This is a genomic window from Companilactobacillus nodensis DSM 19682 = JCM 14932 = NBRC 107160, from assembly GCF_000615905.1.
GTDB classification, from domain to species: Bacteria; Bacillota; Bacilli; order Lactobacillales; family Lactobacillaceae; genus Companilactobacillus; species Companilactobacillus nodensis.
On record NZ_BAMN01000002.1, the window covers coordinates 111,436 to 128,679 of the forward strand.

The window sequence follows — 17,244 nt, forward strand, 5'->3', positions numbered from 1 at the left end:
TAATGAAGATATTAGTAACTTATATCAGTATGAGTGGTCGCAATGAGAAGATTGCTAAGCATTTAGCAACATACTTAGAAAATAAAGCTGAGGTTGACTTGGAACAAATGGTTGATGCGGATGCCTATTCGATTCCTGAATATGATGCGGTCGTTGTTGTGACTTACACTTATGGCGATGGACAAGTTCCAGATGAAGCCCAAGATTTCTATGAAGACTTGCTCGATGTCGACTTGGAGAAGACTAAGTTTGCCGTACTTGGTTCAAGTTCAAAGACTCACATTCATTACGGACGTGCGGTTGATTATTTCACAATGCAGTTAAACTCAGCTAATGGTGATCAGGTAGCTGATTCAGTTAAAATCAATGAAGATCCTGACGAAGATGACATGAAACGTGTTGAACGTCTAGGAGACTATGTGATCAAAAGTATTGAATAATAAATTTTAAACTCATTACTAAATTAGGTGATGAGCTTATTTTGTATGTCTATAAATACTGTTATATCAAGCTCATAAATATTATTAATAAGTAATATATGGTTTGACTATGACTTCGCTGACAATTTATGATAAAAACATCACAAGCAAGCGTTTACACTATTTTTGACGCTACACAATAATTGGAGGTTACACATATGACAGATTTCAGAATTGAATCAGATACTTTAGGAGAAGTAAAGATCCCAGCTGACGCCTTATGGGGAGCTCAAACAGAGCGCTCAAGAAACAATTTCCCAACAGGTGAGAAGATGCCGTTAGTAATTATCAAGGCTTTACTTCAAATCAAGAAAGCTGCAGCAATCTCTAATAAAGAACTAGATGCGATCGATCCTAAAAAAGCTGATTTGATCGTTGAGTCAATCGACAAGTTATTGGCACTAGATGACGAAGATCTTAGAAAAGACTTCCCATTAGTTGTCTATCAAACAGGTTCAGGTACTCAAACAAACATGAATACTAATGAAGTTGTCGCTCACATGGCAGCTAAAATTAATTCAGATATTGAAATCCTACCTAATGATGATGTTAATAAGGGTCAAAGTTCAAATGATATTTTCCCAACAGCTATGAGTATCGTAGCTTCAGTTGCTGTTGATAATTTGGAAGATTCACTTCAACATTTGATCGATGAATTGAAGATCAAACAAGAAAAATACTGGAGTGTTGTAAAGATTGGACGTACTCACTTGCAAGATGCTACGCCATTAACATTTGGTCAAGAAGTCAGTGGTTGGGCAAGCATGCTTGAACATGATCTTTCATACTTGAAGGAATTGAATCCAACACTTGGCGAGTTCGCTATGGGTGGAACTGCTGTTGGTACTGGCTTGAACGCTGCTCCTGGCTTCGCTGATATCATCGCTAAGAAGATGACAGAAGTCTATGGTGTTAAGTTCACAGCTGACACAAACAAGTTCTACGGATTAGCTGCACATTCAGGACTCAACGTTGTTCACGGCGCTATCAAGACTTTGGCCGCTGACTTAATGAAGATCGCTAATGATGTCAGATTCTTAGCAAGTGGTCCTCGTTCAGGTTATGGTGAATTACACATTCCAGCTAACGAACCTGGTTCATCGATCATGCCTGGTAAGGTTAACCCTACACAAGCTGAAGCTGTAACAATGTCAGCTGTTCGTGTTATGGGTAATGATGTCGTTGTCGGCATGGCTTCAAGTCAAGGTAACTTCGAATTGAACGTCTACAAACCAGTTCTTATCAGTGCTTTCCTTGAATCTGCTGAACTTCTAACAGGTACAATGACAGGCTTCGCTGACAAGATGATCCACGGTCTAACAGTTAATGCTGATAGAATGGAAGAATTAGTTGATCAATCATTGATGACTGTTACAGCTCTATCACCACACATCGGTTATCACGAAAGTGCCACAATTGCTCAAACGGCTGAAAAAGAAGGAACAACACTTAAAGTAGCTGCTGTTAAATCAGGCTTAGTAACTGAAGAACAATTTGACAAATGGGTTGACCCACTTAAGATGACAAATATTTAGAGGATTACGGAGAGGCGAAAGTCTCTCCCTAATTCTTTTAGTGAAGAACAAAATAAGGGCAGGAAAGAAAAAATGACAAAAAAACACAGTAAAATCAAAAAAGCTAATAAGAAGAAACAAACTGCAAAATTCAAATTTGTACCAACTGATATCAGTGAATTACAAGACCACTATGATTTAATCATCGTAGGTTCTGGGGGGACGGGACTAACAGCCGCTATTCAAGCACATGAATTAGGACTATCACCAGTGATCCTAGAAAAGATGTCAAGTATTGGAGGAAATACTACTCGTGCATCTTCAGGTATGAATGCTAGTGAAACTTCAGTCCAATTGGATCACAAGATCGTTGACAGCATGGATGATTTCTACAATGACACCTTCATTGGCGGTGGCAAGAAGAATAATCCTGAACTATTGAAGTTCTTCACAACTCACGGTGCTTTAGCAATCGATTGGTTGGCAAGTCATGGAATTGAATTGGATGACTTAACAACAACCGGTGGGATGAGTGTATTGAGGACACACCGTCCAAGTTCAATGGCTCCAATTGGCGGCTTCTTAGTTACGGAATTATTGAAGCAAGTCGCTAAAGAAAATATTCCATTATTCACTGACGTCTTAGTCAAAGAATTACTACAAGACGATGGCGCAATTGATGGAGTAGAAGTTGAAATCAACGGTGAGAAGTCAACTATTAAAGGTGATGCAGTTATTTTGGCCACTGGTGGCTTCGGAGCTAACCAAAAGCTACTTACTAAATATCGTCCCGATCTTGAAGGTTACAACACAACTAATTCACCTGGTGCAACTGGTGATGGTATCACCTTAGCTAGTGCTGTTGGTGCTAAGTTAGTTGATATGGATCAAGTCCAAGTTCACCCAACTGTTCAACAAGATACTGACCATCCATTCTTGATCGGTGAAGCTGTTCGTGGTGAAGGTGCTATCCTGGTAAACAAATCAGCTAAACGTTTTGTTAATGAACTAGACACTCGTAAGAATGTCACTGCCGCAATCGATGATTTGAAGGAACATGGCGCATACTTGATTCTTGATCAAGGTATCCGTGACCGTGTTAAGGCTATCGAATTCTACGATAAGGTAGGATTGGTTGTAACTGGTTCATCCATTGAAGAATTGGCTGATAGTATCGGACTAGATGCTAAGACTCTTGAAGCAACAGTCGCTACATGGAACAAAGCAGTCGATGATCATAACGATGCTGAGTTCGGTCGAACAACTGGTATGGATCGTAGTATCGTCAAGGGACCATTCTTCTCGATCCACATTGCCCCAGCCGTTCACTACACAATGGGTGGCTTAAATATTGATGCCGAAACTCATGTATTGGATGAAAAAGGCCAAGCTATCAAGGGATTATTTGCTGGTGGAGAAATTGCCGGTGGATTGCATGGTAACAACCGTATCGGCGGTAACTCTATTGCTGAAACAATCATCTTCGGTCGTCAAGCCGGACAACAAGCATTTAAATTTATTCAAAACCTAGAGAAGACAAGTAAGTAATGGAATAAATTGTTATAATTTATTTTGTGATCTGGGTTGGATTCAATTCGTTAAGAATTAGAAACTAATCGAGGTGTGGTAATAACGCAAAGTAGGTTAAGCAATATGAATACACGTGATTTGTCGTACTTTCGAATTCTAGTTGAGAAGCGTAACTATACTGAAGTTGCGGAAATGTTTTCCGTTTCGCAGCCAACGATTACGCAAGCTGTGAAGCGACTAGAAAAAGAATTTAATTCAAAATTAGTCCATGTTGATCGAGTTCATCAAAAAACAGAGATAACTCGTTCAGGCTATTTACTGTACGAAAAATCAAAAGTAATTCAAGAAAACCTTGATCTAGCTCGTAAGGAAATCAAGGCGGCCGATAGTCAAAAAATCAAGTTTGGCTTACCACCAATAATTGGAACATTGTATTTCCCACAAGTCGTTCAAAAATTGGCACAGGCATCACTCTTTCAAAGATTGAACATATCTGAAAGTGGTTCATCAGAATTACTCGAAGAACTCGATAACGGTAATGTTGATATTGCCGTTATCGCGACGATCAAGCCGATCGAAAATCCGAAATATCAAGTTGAGTACTTGGGCAGTCGTCCCTTCAGCGTAATTGTCAGCGCTAAAAATCCTCTTGCTCAGAGTACAGAACCAATTGATTTTAGGAAGTTAATGAAGGAAAAATTTGTCAGATTGACGGATAAATATGTTCATTCGCAGATGCTAGAAGACTATTGTAATTACTATGAATTCGAACCAGAGATCGCCTATGATACGCCTGACATATCTTGGTTCAAGAGTCTGATCCGAGCTAATGTCGGGATCGGTATCTTGGTTGCGGATGAGGTGAGTCCATATGATCAAGACTTAGTCCGCCTAGACATTGCGAATCCACTGCCGGAGAGCTTTAACATCTCAGTGGTTCATCGAAAGAGTTATATTCTGAAGCCAGATGAGCAGAAGCTAGTCGATATCTTGAAACAAATGAATATTAAGAATACAAAGGGCGGTTACTATTGAAGTAATCGCTTTTTTGATACAATTGAAGTGAAAAAATTATAGGGGGAAAAGGGGATGCGAATATCTAAACGCGTTAAACGAATTGTTTGGACTAGTTTGGTCTTTGTCCTGTCATTGACAGCGTTATATGGAATCATGACGGGAACTGACTTTGGCAGTAATATTATTCAAGCCGCACAAAAGGTTAAGTATATCGGTAAGGATAAGTATAATATTGCCAAAAAAGAACACGATGCACTATTGGCTAAGAAGAAAAAATTAGTCGCACAAGAAAATAAAACACAATCACAAGTAACTGATATCAAGAATCAAGAAGAAGAGGCTAAAAAGGCAGCTGCAGAGCAACAAGCTGCCGCCGAAAAGCAGCAACAGGAACAACAAAAACAGGCCGAGAAAGCTGCCAAACAAGCTCAATATCAAGCAAATACCAGTACGTCATCGAGTAGTAGTACGAGTTCTCGAGGCGATATGAATACTTCTTCGAGTGGGCAAATCGTTGGAAATAAGAATTCACATATCTATCATGTTCCAGGGCAACGTGGCTACAATATGAATTCTAGCAATGCAGTATACTTCCAGAATGAACAAGATGCCCTCAATGCTGGCTACAGAAAGGCTAAGGTGTAGGATATGAAAAATTTAATTAAAATCTTAGCCGTTATAACGTTGACCATGTCGTTAACCGCTTGTTCTGAAACTGACTCAACCGATAGTAAAGATGGTACAAAGACAGAAGTAGTTAAAGATTATTCTTATCAGAAGAAAGCAACTAAGTTAGAAGCAAGTAATAAGAAATTGAAGAAGTCGATTGCTAAATTGCAGGATCAAATTGCTTCGAATCAAGATTATTTGAGTCAGCATGACCAGACTCAGTACAGCAATAACAATTCTCAAACTGCATCGACTGCGGATCTAGCCAACTTGAAATATACCGGCACACAGGAAATTGTCGTCAATAATAATAATCCTAACTTCTCACAAGAAGATATGTCGACTAATAATGGTGCCTGGCAGACGTACGGTGATCTCGATAATCTAAATCGAGCCACTGCAGCTAATGCCATGCTTAATGCGTCGCTGATGCCAAGCGCCAAACGTGAAGGATTAACCTGGAGTCCAACTGGTTGCACAATAAACGGATCAGCTCAGGTTGGCTATACAACCGGAGTCATCTGATCGGCTATCAATTAACGGGTCAGAATAATAATCCTAAGAACTTGATCACGGGGACACGTTCGTTGAATAGTCCAGAGATGTTGGCCCATGAAATGGATATTGCTTATTATTTGAAACAGAGTAATAGTCACTACATCAGATATCGTGTAACACCAGTATTTAGAAACGATGAGTTATTGGCACGTGGTGTTCAAATGGAGGCACAATCTGTTGGTGACGATGCGGTGCATTTTAATGTTTATATTTTTAATGTCCAGTCTGGAGTTACCCTTAATTATGCTGATGGTACGAGTCAAATTGGCTAAGGAAGTGCATCTGAAAAGATGTGCTTTTTTTTTTGGAAATTACGAATGTTTGTTTTTTTTTGTTTTTTTTCATGTGCACTTTTTAAAAAAAACGTTTCACTATTTCAAGTATCTTGATGGCAACTATAGGCACAATGTGCTTTGTAGCTAAATTTAAATTCACTATATATATCAATTATTGTGAAAGCGTTGACATAAATGGAGCGTGGTGCTTTAATATAGTCGTGGTTGTTATAATAATATAACAAGTTGAGGAATTCCTATGGGTCATGCAATACCACTGTATCAAAGTATGTTGAACGAGTTGATGCGGCAAATTGAATCAGGACAGCTGCCTGAGAATAGCAAGTTGCCGTCAGAACAACAACTGGGAGAGTTGTATAACGTTTCTAGAATCACTGTCAGACGTGCTTTGACAGAGCTAGAGAACAGAAAATATATATATAAGAGACAAGGTCAAGGGTCTTTCGTCATGTCGAAAGATGAATCTAAGCCTGGGATAAGCTACTTAAATGTTCCGAAGATGATTTCGAAGATGGGCGCAAATCCCAAAATAGAGTTGGAAAAATTCAGTATCAACGTTGACGGCACTGAGAAACGTGCCAGAGAAGAACTGGGCTTGAGTGAAGATGATTATCTGTACTCATTTCAATATCTATATTATGCGAATGATGAACCAGTCTTCAGTGAAAAGGTCTTTTTGCCATTTGATATTTTTCCAATGATTCATAAAAAAGAAATTGTCGATAAGGACTTGATTCCGTACTTGGCCAAGAGGTACGTGATGCAAGCTGAGTTTTACTCCAAAACTGAAGCTAGCCTAATCACCAGCAAGAATCGTAAGATATTCAATCTGAATGTCGGTGATCCGATGGTAAACGTTACGACCAAAGGCATCGCGGATGGTAAGTTTGTCTATTATAGTCAATCGATCGTTGTCGGTGACTTGATCATGTTCATAGTTAAATAAATGAAAGAAGGAATAAGCATGGGTGAACCAAATATTGTATTAACAAGAATTGATAACAGATTAGTCCATGGACAAGTTGGTGTTGTTTGGACTTCATCTGTGGGTGCTAACTTATTGTTAGTCGCTAATGATGACACAGCTAACGATCCACTACAACAAGAATTGATGGCTGCTACAGCTGATAGTTCTGGTGTTGGAATTCGTTTCTGGACTATCGAAAAAACTATCAACAATATCCATCGTGCTAGCGCTAGACAAAAGATTTTTATCGTTGTTCGTACACCAGAAGATGCTCGTAAGTTGCTTGAAGGTGGAGTTCCAATTAAGAACTTAAACATTGGTAACATGCACTTCTCAGATGGCAAGAAACAAGTTACTAAGTATACATATATGGATGACAAAGATAAGGAAGACTTGAAGGCATGTGCTGACAAAGGTGCCAGCGTTTACGTTCAAGAAGTACCAGAGGACAAAAAACAACCATTGGAAGAAGTGATCTAGATGCAAGTTACATTAATGCAAGGACTGTTGATCGGTCTTTTCGCAATTATTTCTGGTATTGACTTTTGGTGGGAAGGTTTCTATATCTTCAGACCAATGATAGTTTGTACCATTACAGGTTTGATCCTAGGAAATATTACACTAGGTATCGTTGCTGCCGGACTTACTGAACTAGCATTTGCTGGTTTAACACCGGTTGGTGGGACACAGCCGCCTAACCCTATTATGGCTGGTATTATGACTGTTGTTTTAGCTTATACAACAGGTAAGAGTCCAGCTACCGCTATTGGATTAGCATTACCATTCAGTATTTTGATGCAATATATTATTTTATTCTACTATTCAGCATTCTCAGTTTTGACTAAGAAACTTGATACATACGCTGAAAAGGGTGGAACAAAGAGATTTACTAATTTAGCTTTACTACCAACATGGATCGTTGGTTTGACATATGGTATCATCGCCTTCTTGTGTGTCTATGGTGCACAAGGCCCAATGAAGTCATTAGTTAACGCAATGCCTGTTTGGTTGAGTCACGGATTCGAAATTGCCGGTAGTATCTTACCTGCCGTTGGTTTTGGTTTGTTACTAAAGAGTATGTTAAAAGCACGTTATGTTCCATATCTACTTATCGGATTTACAGCTGCTTGCTTTATTAAGTTTGGTAACTTGATGCCTGTTGCTATCATTGGTGTTGCTTTAGCCTTGATCGAATACAACAGAAGCAAGAAAGATGCTGAAAACGAAAAGAAATTAAAGACTGCTATGGAAAATTCAAATGGAGGAGACGACGAAGATGGAATCTAAACAATCAGAAACTCCAACAAGAGGAAAATTAACTAAGCATGACGTTGGTATGCTTGGTATTAGATCTATTTTTAACCAGTCAGCAATGAACTACGAAAGAATGCAAGCTGATGGCTGGACCTTGGCAATGATTCCTTCATTGAAGAAGATCTACAAGGATGACAAGAAGGGCTTGGCTAATGCCATGAAGTCTAACTTGCAATTCATTAATACTAACAACTATGCCGCTCCTCTATTGATGGGACTTGAAGCCTCACTAGAAGAGAATGGTGAGAAACGTTCAACAATCGATGGTTTGAGAATCGCTTTGTTCGGACCATTAGCTGGTATCGGTGATGCCATTACTTGGTTCACAATTCTACCTATCGTTGCTGGTATTACAGCATCATTCGCTAAACAAGGAAGCATCTTAGGACCACTGATCTTCTTCCTTGTCTACGTTGCAATGTTCTTTGCACGTATTCCTATCGCACGTTTGGGATACACAACAGGTACTAAGGCCATTTCTAAGATTCGTGAGAATTCAGCTATTGTTTCACACGCTGCCAGTGTCCTAGGTTGTACAGTTATCGGTGGTTTGATCGCTACATATGTTCAAATCACTGTTAAGACAAAGATTCCAGTTACTGCCGGTCATACAATTTCGATTCAAACACAATTCTTTGACCGTATTTTCCCTAACATCCTTCCATTGGGTTACACTTTCTTACTATATTGGTTGCTCAAGAAGAAGAACGTTAGTCCTGTTATGTTGATCCTAGTTACATTCATTCTAGCTATTGTACTCTCATGGTTGGGGGTTCTATAGTATGAAGATTATTGTTACTGGACATGGAAATTTTGCATCAGGAATTCATTCAACTGTTAAATTATTAGCTGGCCAATTGCCAGGCGTTAGTTTTATTGATTTTACTGGTGATATGAACGATAAGAGTCTCTCCGCAGAGTTTACTAAAGAAATCAAAGACGATGATTCAGTAGTATTCTTCTGTGACTTATTAGGCGGCACCCCTTTCAAAGAAGCCGTCAAATTAAGTATGAGTAGTGATAAGGATATCCAAGTTACCTGTGGTTGTAACGTTGGATCATTGATGGAAATAGGCCTCCAACTATCTTCATTCGATGGTAATGCCACGCAGTTAGCAGATAAGCTCGTGGAAACAAGCAAGTCACAGACTCAATTGTTTGTACACAAAGAAAACAAATTCGAAGCAGATGCTGAAGACGACGGCATCTAACTCAAACGTCCAAGAACTCCATACCAATTTGGTATAGAGTTCTTTTTTATCCTGAATATGTTATATTTTTAACAAAGTGACAAATATTCCAGAAAGGAAATAATCATGACTCAACAAGCAGGTACAGGAAAAGGTAGTTATGAGCAAATGTTCATCAGATCTCTCAAAGAAGGTGTTGTCCCTGCGACGGGTTGCACAGAGCCAATTGCTATTGCGTATGCGGCAGCTAACTGCATGTTATATCTAACTAGCAATGACATCCAAAAAATCGATGTAAGCGTCTCTCACAACATTATGAAGAATGCCATGGCCGTTATCGTTCCTGGTACTGGTCGACCTGGATTAGTCGTGGCCGCAGCGGCTGGTGCGATTGCTGGTGACCCAAAAGTCGGTTTGAGCGTTATTTCCAAATTAAATGAGACACAGCTACCTGAAATCAATCAATTAGCAGATTCAGGTAAAATCTCCACTCATGTCGCTGAAGTACCAGACGATTTGTATGTTGAAGTTGCAGTATATGATGCAACGGATTCAGTTAGAGTCTGTATTGCAGGCGATCACACAAATATATTTTTAATTGAAAAGAATGGCAAGACTATCTATTCGAAGGATCGCCCAGCACCACACGCTATTTCAGAGACCAAACAGTTTTTGCAGACGATCAAACTTAAGGACATTTGGGATTTTGCTTTGACTGAACCACTGGCAAATATCGTCTTTATGCGTAAAGCAGCTAACTTCAACTTAGCTTTGGCGGATGATGGATTCGAACACGATTATGGTGTTAAAGTTGGTAAGTCATTGCGGAAGTCAAAGCTGCAAAAGAATAGTAGTTTGACGGAACAAATAATCTCGTATTCAGCTGCGGCTTCGGATGCTCGAATGGGTGGTTCACAATTGCCAGCCATGTCTAATTCTGGTTCGGGAAATCAAGGAATAACTGCTACGATTCCAGTCTGTATCGTGGCTAAGCACAAAAAAGCTAGTGAAGAACAGTTGATTAGAGCTTTGACTTTATCTCACCTAACAGCGTTATATGTTCATGCGTTCTTGCCAGTATTATCAGCTTTTTGTGCAACTGATTCGGCAGCTATGGGTGCGGCGACTGGCTCGATTTATCTATTAACGAACAATTACGAACAAGCTTGTTCAGCTATCAAGAATATGATTGGTGACGCGGCAGGGATGGTTTGCGACGGTGCGGGATGCTCCTGTGCCATGAAGGTTGCGACTTCGACTTCTTCCATGTGTCGTGCAGTCGACTTGGCGATCCAAGGTGTAGAGATACCGGCGACTAACGGTTTGGTTCAAGAAGACATTGACGAAACGATTCGCGGCCTAGGTAAGTTAGTTACGAGTGGTTTTGGCCAGACGGACTCAGCTATTTTAGATGTAATGATGAATAAATAGAATTCAAAAAAGCAATCTCACACGAGATTGCTTTTTTAGTATCTAGACACTTTCAACAATCGACCATTTGAGTTCGGTCTCATATCTACCAGCGGTTAGATTATTATCATTCATATGTAATAGGATGCCGTTTTCCTTGGACCAACCGATCGAAGGTACTGAATTACCTTTGCCGGTAGCTTGGATTACTTGGTCTGTTCCAAGAATATCGTGGCCAACACCATCTTCATAGAACTGTAAACTGCCTAGAAGCTTGACCGATTGTTCGTTGGTGAAGTCCTTCGCCTGTTGAACACGAACTTCAGCGTAGTCCAAATTGCGTCTTTGGTCATCGATCTCAACGATATTTTCGGGTTCATTCAGGTTGTCAGGTCGATAGATTATTTCGTTGGCGGAGAAGGGTGTGATAGTTCCGAAGTCGATGTTCTTAACGTCCATTTGAATCTTATTGGTCAGGTAAGTGATAGCTTCTTCATCACCGTCACTGCGGTAATCGTCGGCGGCAGAGACTTGTCGAGAACGTAAGGTGTTGTTCTCTGTGTCGTCTTCTGGTCGATGGTACCAATGGTTGTATTGACCGCTACAACGTGACTTTGTTTGGTAGAGAAACCGAGGTTCTTTACAACCAATTCTTTGGTGCCATCTTTGGCATCAGAAACTATTTCGTAGTGATCACTAGATAATTCTTGATCATCTACAACAACGGAATTTACGGTTGAATTTTCTCTGATCGGTAGGTGGTATGTTCCGTTAGTCAGTACTCCGGTTCCACTAATATTAGTTATCGTGGCACTCTCAGTTATATGGTCACCTTCATTAACACCGAATAAATGCAAGTCACTATCGAGTTCATCATGGTGGTCAGCGTTGGTGAGGTTATTCTTGATCTTAATGTCGGGCGAACCATCTGGAATAACAGTCAGAGTAGCTTTGTTGGTAGTGTAACTCTTATTGATAGTACCTAGCTTAACGTTGATAATGGCTTGGTACTTGCTCTGGTTGTCGTCTTCCATGGTGGTGGGATCAGTTGTCACTGACAAAGAACCGTTGAGCTCGTCGTCCTTGTTGATCTGGACTCTGGAGCCATCAGGGTTGTCACGATACCATTTGACGGTATATTCATTGTTACCATCACTGTTGTCACCACCTTCATCTCCGTCGTCGTCATCATCCCCATCGTTATCCAGTTCTCCTAGATTACCTTCGATTGAGAAGGTGGCTTTTTCCCCGGCTTTGACGGATTGATCTTCCAATCCTTGTCCGACTTGGACCTCTTTAACTGCTTGAATATCATCTCCAATAGGATTGTGAAGGGTACCGATAACTGTCACCGTACCGTGAACTTCAGGTTTAGTTACGGCTGTTAGTAGTCCGGTATCTTCATCGATAGTGGCTAGGGAAGGGTCATCAACGCTCCATGTTACCTCACCAGTATGGTGCGCTGGAATGATATCAGCGTGAGCATAAGTAGTCTTTTGTGCCATATCAAATGATGTACTGTAGATGTAATCGTCGTCTGTTCGAATCTTCATTTCTGTACCATCGGTAGGTTCAGGTACGGTGTGAACTGCTGCTACTTGAGAGTAGATCTTTTTGGCGAAGATGTTGTGGATCAATCCTTGCCATTGAACTTGTAATTGATAATAAGTGGTTTCGTCAGCTGTTTTACCAGTTATGACTAGGTTTTCTTTGGTACCACCATCGGCTTTACTAATCTTGGTCCATTCACTATCACCAGCTTTACATTGATACCACTGATATCTGGCCGATCTAGTAAGTGTGGCAACAGCGTAGACCGCTGAACGTGCTGAGTCAGTTCTTAATGTGATTGTGTTGTCAACAACAACATAGTTGTCAGCTTTTGGTTGTAAGGCAAATCCAGTTGATAACCAGATTCCAAAGAACTTTCTTACGTCTTTAGTAGGTTTGTGGTAGTATCCCACGTCTTCTGCGTTTGGTTCGTTGTCTGTATCTTCAGCTGCTACATTCTTGCTGGAGAATTGGAAGCAGGCAAGAGCTAATAGGAGGGCGAACATTGTTAGGATAAACTTTTTAAGCCGCATAAATCTTCTCCTTATTTATAATTTGTTACAAGTTTAACATTATGTATATCGAAAAATAATTCATTTTATACAAAAACTATTTTAATAATATGGGTCAAAGAAATCTATGAAAACGCAAAAAAAGACGACCTCTTATGAGGTCGTCAAATTGTCAAAACATCGGATTTAAATTTAAATTAGTCTTTTGAAACTTTGTCTTTCCATGAAGTAGCTGTTTCAGCTAATACTTCGTTCAATTCATCAATGTTCTTCTTACCTTCAGTGTTCATCCACTTCTTACCGGCTTCTTCACCATCTTTAGCAAATGGTACTACACCGTTTCTCCATGTGGCACGTCCACAAAGAACACCATTGAACTTAGCACCGGCTTCTTTAGCCATCTTAAGTTCTGTTCTGAATGCTTCAGCAGTAACACCGGCACTTAAGAAGATATAAGGCTTGTCAGTAGCATCTGATTGTTCCTTGAAGTACTTAACAGCTTCTTCTTTAGTATAAACGGCTTTGTTGTCACCATTGAATCCTTCAACGTAGTCAAGGTTAATAGGAACTTCAACCTTCAAAACATCGATCTTGTATTCAGGTTTTGAGAATTCTCTCATTGTTTCAATAACTTTGTGAGGCTTTACCTTAGCATATTCAGCAACGTCACTGATTGAGTCATCGTATGTAACTAGTTCAACGAATAGAGGAATGTCTTCTGCGGCACATTCTGAACCGATTCTTTCAACAAAGGCTTCTTTGTGATCAACGATTGTCTTGTCTTCATCTGGATCGAAGTATAGCAAGAACTTGATTGAGTCAGCTCCAGCTTCCTTGAGACGACGTACTGACCATTCTGGGATCAAGTCTGGCATTCTACCAGCTTCTGTTGTGTCATATCCTGTCTTTTCGTATGAAACTAGAAGACCTGAACCATCGGTACGAACTTTAGCTGCTGGAAGACCATATTCTGGGTCAAGTAAGATTGATGAAGCATAAGGTGTTAATTCTTTTGAAATAACTTTCTTGAATTCAACGATATCATGTTCGTTGGCTGGCTTGCCTGAAGCTGCGGCTAACATTTTCTTTAGTGAGCCACGTTGGTCAATAGCAAGTGCGGCGATAACTCCGTCATTATTAGACATTTTTTCAAGTGCTGCATATTTCTTTGGTGTCATGTATTTAATTCCTCCGATTTTTTTAAACAAATTAGTAGTTAACTACGTTTACCTTTTCAAAGTAATCTTTATATTGATTAATGTCAATATATCCTGTTTTTTCTTGAAGGGTGTTCAAAATTCCAACAGTCATTGCGCGTTTCATAACGTCTTCTGGACTTTCTTGATTTACGATACCAGCGGCTAAACCAGCAACAGTAGAATCACCTGAGCCGACAGGGTTGACGGCGTGGATCTTAGGTATGTTTACTTTAAAGAATTTATCGATGTGTTTTACGAAACAACCCTTTGAGCCAAGTGATACTACGATCCAAGGAATATCTTGGAATATTTCTTCGGTTGCTAATTTATCCTTCAAGTCGTCCAAGTCTTCAACTTCTTTGCCTATAAGTTGAGCTATTTCGTCTTGATTAGGTTTGATCATAAATGGTTTAACATCTGCTTCGAGTGCTAATCTCAAAGCTTCGTTAGAACTGTCTAGAATCACGGGTACGTTATGCTTTGCCGCAACTTTAACCATCTTAGAGTAGAGGGCAGTTGACAAACCTTGAGGTAGACTTCCTGAAATTGTAACTAATGAGAATCCACTTACTTGGTCTTCAAAATGTTCCAAGAAGCTTTCTTCATCAGATTCAGAGAGGCTAGGACCCGATTCAAGAATTTCAGTTTGATCTCCATCGTCATGCAAAATGGCGATACAGTTACGAGATTCTTGATTAATTTTCATAAATGCGTGATCGACTTTGTTTTCGTCGAGTTGGTTCAAAATATATTGGCCGATCGTTCCGCCAATAATACCAGAAGCTGTTACGGGAACATCTAATTGTTTGAGAACTCTAGTAACATTTAGACCCTTACCACCAGCAGTTTTGGAAACTTCTTTAACACGGTTGACCGTGTCGATTTTCAAATGATCTAGTGGGTAAGAGATATCAACAGAAGGGTTCATTGTAATTGTAAGAACTGAATTACTCATATAAAGCTCCTTTTTTTCTAAACGAGTTGCGAAAACGAGTTACAAAAGCCAAATTTCTGTGCTTGCTACGAATAATAAATGCGTCACTTCGTGCCACTTTTATTATTCTAGGCAATGCTCAAAATTTCCCGGCTTTTTCCACTCTCTACTCTCTAGTCGTGGTAGTATCCTTCATTCCATAACTTCATTTCGTGGTCGTAGAAGTGAGGATTGTCGTGTTGTTCTGGATTATCTGGTTCAAGAGCATCGATCTTAGCAACAAGGTCGTCGTCTTCACCTTTGTAATCAGCAGCAAGATATGTCTTAACGATATCTTCAGCCAAGTGTTCACCAACAACGGCACCACCAAAACTAATAACATTAGCATTTAGGTGTTCCTTAGCATACTTAGCAGTAGTTGTATCGTTAACTAGAGCTGCACGTACGCCTTTGTTCTTATCAGCGGCAGTTGAGATACCAACACCAGTACCACATAGAACAACACCATAATCAGCCTTGCCATCACGAACCAAGTTAGCAACACGTAGTCCGTATATTGGATAGTGAGTTCTTGTATTATCATATGTTCCGACATCGATAACTTCGTTACCCATAGCCTTTAACATATCTGAAATTTGCATTTTAACATCTGTAACAATATGGTCGTTTCCTAGTGCAATAATCATAAAATATTCCTCCTGTTATCAAATTGAATTTTTTAATTAGATTAATTTTTCAAGCATATCTAGACGGATTTGGTGACGTCCACCTGCGTAATTTACACCTAAGTATGAATCAACGATTCCTTCAGCCTTCTTAGGTCCAACGATTCCGGCACCCATTGCGATAGCCTTTGCACCATTGTGTTGTGTTGTCATGTGAGCTGTGTTTTCTTCAACAACATTAGCTGTTACCATGCCATGGATCTTGTTACTTGCCATTGCTGAGCCTGTTCCATATTCATCGAACATAACACCACGATCAGCTTTTCCATCAAGAATGTAATGTGCAAGTTCAACTGATGAATCAACGAAATCAGCAGCTGGTTTTTCGCTTAGGTCGATAACTTCATAACCCTTGCCTTCGCCTTGTAAGTAACTCTTGATATGTTCCTTCAATTCAAAACCTGCTTTATCTGAAGCTAGTGCAATTTTCATAAATTAATTCCTCCTATTATCATTGATAACTCTTACATATTGTTGATAGTAATCTAAAGTTTCATAAGAAGTGTCCTTATTGGTAATCAGGTAATCAACATCATCTAAGCTGTAAAAAGTATAAAAATCATTTCGATTCAACTTATACTTGTCAGCTACGATGTATTTTGTCTGAGAATTGTTTAAAGCAACGCTCTGGATACGTCCTTCTTCGGTATTAGCGGTCATGATCTGAGAATTCTGGATCCCGTTGACACCCACAAAGGCCTTATCGAACTTCAGTCCGCTAACGGCATTACTTGCTAAAGCACCTATTAATGTTCCTGATCTGCTTCTGTAAATTCCACCAGCTAAGATCAATTCGCATTGAACGTCAGCATTCTTGAAACTTTCGAAGACAGGAATACTTATAGTTACAATTCTTAAAGAATTAACACCCTTAATATAGGGAGCAATTAATTCCGATGTTGTACCAGGACCGACAAAGACAGTATCGAAGTTACGAATTTCATTGGCTGCTAACTTAGCAATTTCCTGTTTTTCCTTTATATGTACTTCACGCTTCTCAGCATGTGAAGCTTCTTCTAATGGAGAAACATTAACTTTTTGAGCACCACCGTGAATTCGGATCAATTTACCGGATTCGGATAACTCTTCAAGATCTCGGCGTACCGTCATATCGGATACGTTAAGTAGGGAAGTTAAATCATTAACAGTAACGATGTCATTCTTATCCAATTCGGATATTATCTTTAGAAAGCGTTCCTTTTTTAACAAAAGACCACCTCTTTTTGTTTACTATTGTTCGTTACAAACACAATTTAGCATCTATGATGTTTATTGTCAATGTTTTTTGTTTGACTTTTTAAAGCCTTTTCATTTCTCTAGGAATGCCCTTATAGGAAGAAAGTAAGCAAAATCATAAGTTTATCAATAATTGTTGACAA

Annotated in this window: 18 protein-coding genes and 1 pseudogene; 12 read left to right on the forward strand and 7 right to left on the reverse strand. The window is 39.5% G+C overall.

Features of this window, described 5'->3' with window-relative positions; genetic code table 11:
* Positions 1 to 2 precede the first annotated feature (2 nt).
* The 12 genes and pseudogenes from JCM14932_RS01980 (at position 3) to JCM14932_RS02035 (ending at position 10,965) form a co-directional block, all read left to right on the forward strand.
* The gene (locus tag JCM14932_RS01980; RefSeq protein WP_025023381.1) at positions 3 to 440 is read left to right on the forward strand and encodes a flavodoxin domain-containing protein; all 438 of its coding nucleotides are present in this window, start codon (positions 3 to 5) and stop codon (positions 438 to 440) included.
* A gap of 197 nt (positions 441 to 637) precedes the next feature.
* A complete protein-coding gene (locus JCM14932_RS01985) occupies positions 638 to 2,014 on the forward strand; it encodes a class II fumarate hydratase (protein WP_025023382.1) in 1,377 nt (458 codons plus the stop codon).
* Between the two features lie 72 nt (positions 2,015 to 2,086).
* Complete coding sequence (locus JCM14932_RS01990; RefSeq protein ID WP_025023383.1) at positions 2,087 to 3,541, forward strand: flavocytochrome c; 1,455 nt, start codon at positions 2,087 to 2,089, stop codon at positions 3,539 to 3,541.
* A 105-nt stretch (positions 3,542 to 3,646) separates the two neighbouring features.
* The gene (locus tag JCM14932_RS01995; RefSeq protein WP_025023384.1) at positions 3,647 to 4,558 is read left to right on the forward strand and encodes a LysR family transcriptional regulator; all 912 of its coding nucleotides are present in this window, start codon (positions 3,647 to 3,649) and stop codon (positions 4,556 to 4,558) included.
* A gap of 54 nt (positions 4,559 to 4,612) precedes the next feature.
* Positions 4,613 to 5,185, forward strand: coding sequence for a sunset domain-containing protein (locus JCM14932_RS14250; protein WP_025023385.1), 573 nt, complete (start codon positions 4,613 to 4,615; stop codon positions 5,183 to 5,185).
* A gap of 3 nt (positions 5,186 to 5,188) precedes the next feature.
* Positions 5,189 to 6,039, forward strand: a pseudogene (locus tag JCM14932_RS14255) (DNA/RNA non-specific endonuclease).
* Positions 6,040 to 6,301: 262 nt separating this feature from the next.
* Positions 6,302 to 7,009 carry a GntR family transcriptional regulator gene (locus JCM14932_RS02010; RefSeq protein WP_025023386.1) on the forward strand — a complete coding sequence of 236 codons (708 nt, stop codon included), beginning with the start codon at positions 6,302 to 6,304 and terminating at the stop codon, positions 7,007 to 7,009.
* A gap of 18 nt (positions 7,010 to 7,027) precedes the next feature.
* Entirely contained in the window at positions 7,028 to 7,510 is a 483-nt protein-coding gene (gene agaB, locus JCM14932_RS02015; protein WP_025023387.1) for a PTS galactosamine transporter subunit IIB, read from the forward strand.
* Positions 7,511 to 8,317 carry a PTS galactosamine transporter subunit IIC gene (gene agaC, locus JCM14932_RS02020; RefSeq protein ID WP_025023388.1) on the forward strand — a complete coding sequence of 269 codons (807 nt, stop codon included), beginning with the start codon at positions 7,511 to 7,513 and terminating at the stop codon, positions 8,315 to 8,317.
* Entirely contained in the window at positions 8,307 to 9,125 is an 819-nt protein-coding gene (agaD, locus tag JCM14932_RS02025) for a PTS galactosamine transporter subunit IID (protein WP_025023389.1), read from the forward strand. Before agaC ends, agaD begins: the two co-directional genes overlap by 11 nt.
* Position 9,126: 1 nt before the next feature.
* A complete protein-coding gene (locus tag JCM14932_RS02030) occupies positions 9,127 to 9,555 on the forward strand; it encodes a PTS sugar transporter subunit IIA (protein WP_025023390.1) in 429 nt (142 codons plus the stop codon).
* Between the two features lie 105 nt (positions 9,556 to 9,660).
* Entirely contained in the window at positions 9,661 to 10,965 is a 1,305-nt protein-coding gene (locus tag JCM14932_RS02035; protein ID WP_235700498.1) for an L-cysteine desulfidase family protein, read from the forward strand.
* Between the two features lie 42 nt (positions 10,966 to 11,007).
* Here the strand turns inward: JCM14932_RS02035 and JCM14932_RS02040 are convergent, their stop codons facing one another.
* The 7 genes from JCM14932_RS02040 to JCM14932_RS02070 all read right to left on the reverse strand — a co-directional run bounded on the left by JCM14932_RS02040 (position 11,008) and on the right by JCM14932_RS02070 (position 17,074).
* The gene (locus JCM14932_RS02040) at positions 11,008 to 11,403 is read right to left on the reverse strand and encodes a hypothetical protein (RefSeq protein ID WP_025023392.1); all 396 of its coding nucleotides are present in this window, start codon (positions 11,401 to 11,403) and stop codon (positions 11,008 to 11,010) included.
* A gap of 14 nt (positions 11,404 to 11,417) precedes the next feature.
* Complete coding sequence (locus tag JCM14932_RS02045) at positions 11,418 to 13,028, reverse strand: Ig-like domain-containing protein (RefSeq protein ID WP_025023393.1); 1,611 nt, start codon at positions 13,026 to 13,028, stop codon at positions 11,418 to 11,420.
* A 176-nt stretch (positions 13,029 to 13,204) separates the two neighbouring features.
* Positions 13,205 to 14,185 carry a tagatose-bisphosphate aldolase gene (gene lacD / locus JCM14932_RS02050; RefSeq protein ID WP_034542376.1) on the reverse strand — a complete coding sequence of 327 codons (981 nt, stop codon included), beginning with the start codon at positions 14,183 to 14,185 and terminating at the stop codon, positions 13,205 to 13,207.
* Between the two features lie 31 nt (positions 14,186 to 14,216).
* On the reverse strand, positions 14,217 to 15,161 hold the full coding sequence (locus JCM14932_RS02055) for a hexose kinase (RefSeq protein WP_025023395.1): 945 nt from the start codon (positions 15,159 to 15,161) through the stop codon (positions 14,217 to 14,219).
* Between the two features lie 152 nt (positions 15,162 to 15,313).
* On the reverse strand, positions 15,314 to 15,826 hold the full coding sequence (gene lacB, locus JCM14932_RS02060; protein ID WP_025023396.1) for a galactose-6-phosphate isomerase subunit LacB: 513 nt from the start codon (positions 15,824 to 15,826) through the stop codon (positions 15,314 to 15,316).
* Between the two features lie 36 nt (positions 15,827 to 15,862).
* Positions 15,863 to 16,297, reverse strand: coding sequence for a galactose-6-phosphate isomerase subunit LacA (lacA, locus tag JCM14932_RS02065; protein ID WP_025023397.1), 435 nt, complete (start codon positions 16,295 to 16,297; stop codon positions 15,863 to 15,865).
* 3 nt (positions 16,298 to 16,300) lie between these two features.
* Positions 16,301 to 17,074 (reverse strand): DeoR/GlpR family DNA-binding transcription regulator, encoded by a 774-nt coding sequence (locus JCM14932_RS02070; protein WP_025023398.1) that lies wholly within the window; start codon positions 17,072 to 17,074, stop codon positions 16,301 to 16,303.
* Between the last annotated feature and the right edge of the window lie 170 nt (positions 17,075 to 17,244).

What these genes read in the sequence shown, in the direction of transcription:
- JCM14932_RS02035 (WP_235700498.1), top strand. Translation starts at nt 9,661, where the DNA reads ATGACTCAACAAGCAGGTACAGGAAAAGGTAGTTATGAGCAAATGTTC.
- JCM14932_RS02055 (WP_025023395.1), bottom strand. Translation starts at nt 15,161, where the DNA reads ATGAGTAATTCAGTTCTTACAATTACAATGAACCCTTCTGTTGATATC.
- JCM14932_RS01980 (WP_025023381.1), top strand. Translation starts at nt 3, where the DNA reads ATGAAGATATTAGTAACTTATATCAGTATGAGTGGTCGCAATGAGAAG.
- JCM14932_RS01995 (WP_025023384.1), top strand. Translation starts at nt 3,647, where the DNA reads ATGAATACACGTGATTTGTCGTACTTTCGAATTCTAGTTGAGAAGCGT.
- JCM14932_RS01990 (WP_025023383.1), top strand. Translation starts at nt 2,087, where the DNA reads ATGACAAAAAAACACAGTAAAATCAAAAAAGCTAATAAGAAGAAACAA.
- lacD (WP_034542376.1), bottom strand. Translation starts at nt 14,185, where the DNA reads ATGACACCAAAGAAATATGCAGCACTTGAAAAAATGTCTAATAATGAC.
- lacA (WP_025023397.1), bottom strand. Translation starts at nt 16,297, where the DNA reads ATGAAAATTGCACTAGCTTCAGATAAAGCAGGTTTTGAATTGAAGGAA.
- agaC (WP_025023388.1), top strand. Translation starts at nt 7,511, where the DNA reads ATGCAAGTTACATTAATGCAAGGACTGTTGATCGGTCTTTTCGCAATT.
- JCM14932_RS14250 (WP_025023385.1), top strand. Translation starts at nt 4,613, where the DNA reads ATGCGAATATCTAAACGCGTTAAACGAATTGTTTGGACTAGTTTGGTC.
- JCM14932_RS01985 (WP_025023382.1), top strand. Translation starts at nt 638, where the DNA reads ATGACAGATTTCAGAATTGAATCAGATACTTTAGGAGAAGTAAAGATC.
- JCM14932_RS02040 (WP_025023392.1), bottom strand. Translation starts at nt 11,403, where the DNA reads ATGGACGTTAAGAACATCGACTTCGGAACTATCACACCCTTCTCCGCC.
- agaB (WP_025023387.1), top strand. Translation starts at nt 7,028, where the DNA reads ATGGGTGAACCAAATATTGTATTAACAAGAATTGATAACAGATTAGTC.
- lacB (WP_025023396.1), bottom strand. Translation starts at nt 15,826, where the DNA reads ATGATTATTGCACTAGGAAACGACCATATTGTTACAGATGTTAAAATG.
- JCM14932_RS02030 (WP_025023390.1), top strand. Translation starts at nt 9,127, where the DNA reads ATGAAGATTATTGTTACTGGACATGGAAATTTTGCATCAGGAATTCAT.
- JCM14932_RS02045 (WP_025023393.1), bottom strand. Translation starts at nt 13,028, where the DNA reads ATGCGGCTTAAAAAGTTTATCCTAACAATGTTCGCCCTCCTATTAGCT.
- JCM14932_RS02010 (WP_025023386.1), top strand. Translation starts at nt 6,302, where the DNA reads ATGGGTCATGCAATACCACTGTATCAAAGTATGTTGAACGAGTTGATG.
- agaD (WP_025023389.1), top strand. Translation starts at nt 8,307, where the DNA reads ATGGAATCTAAACAATCAGAAACTCCAACAAGAGGAAAATTAACTAAG.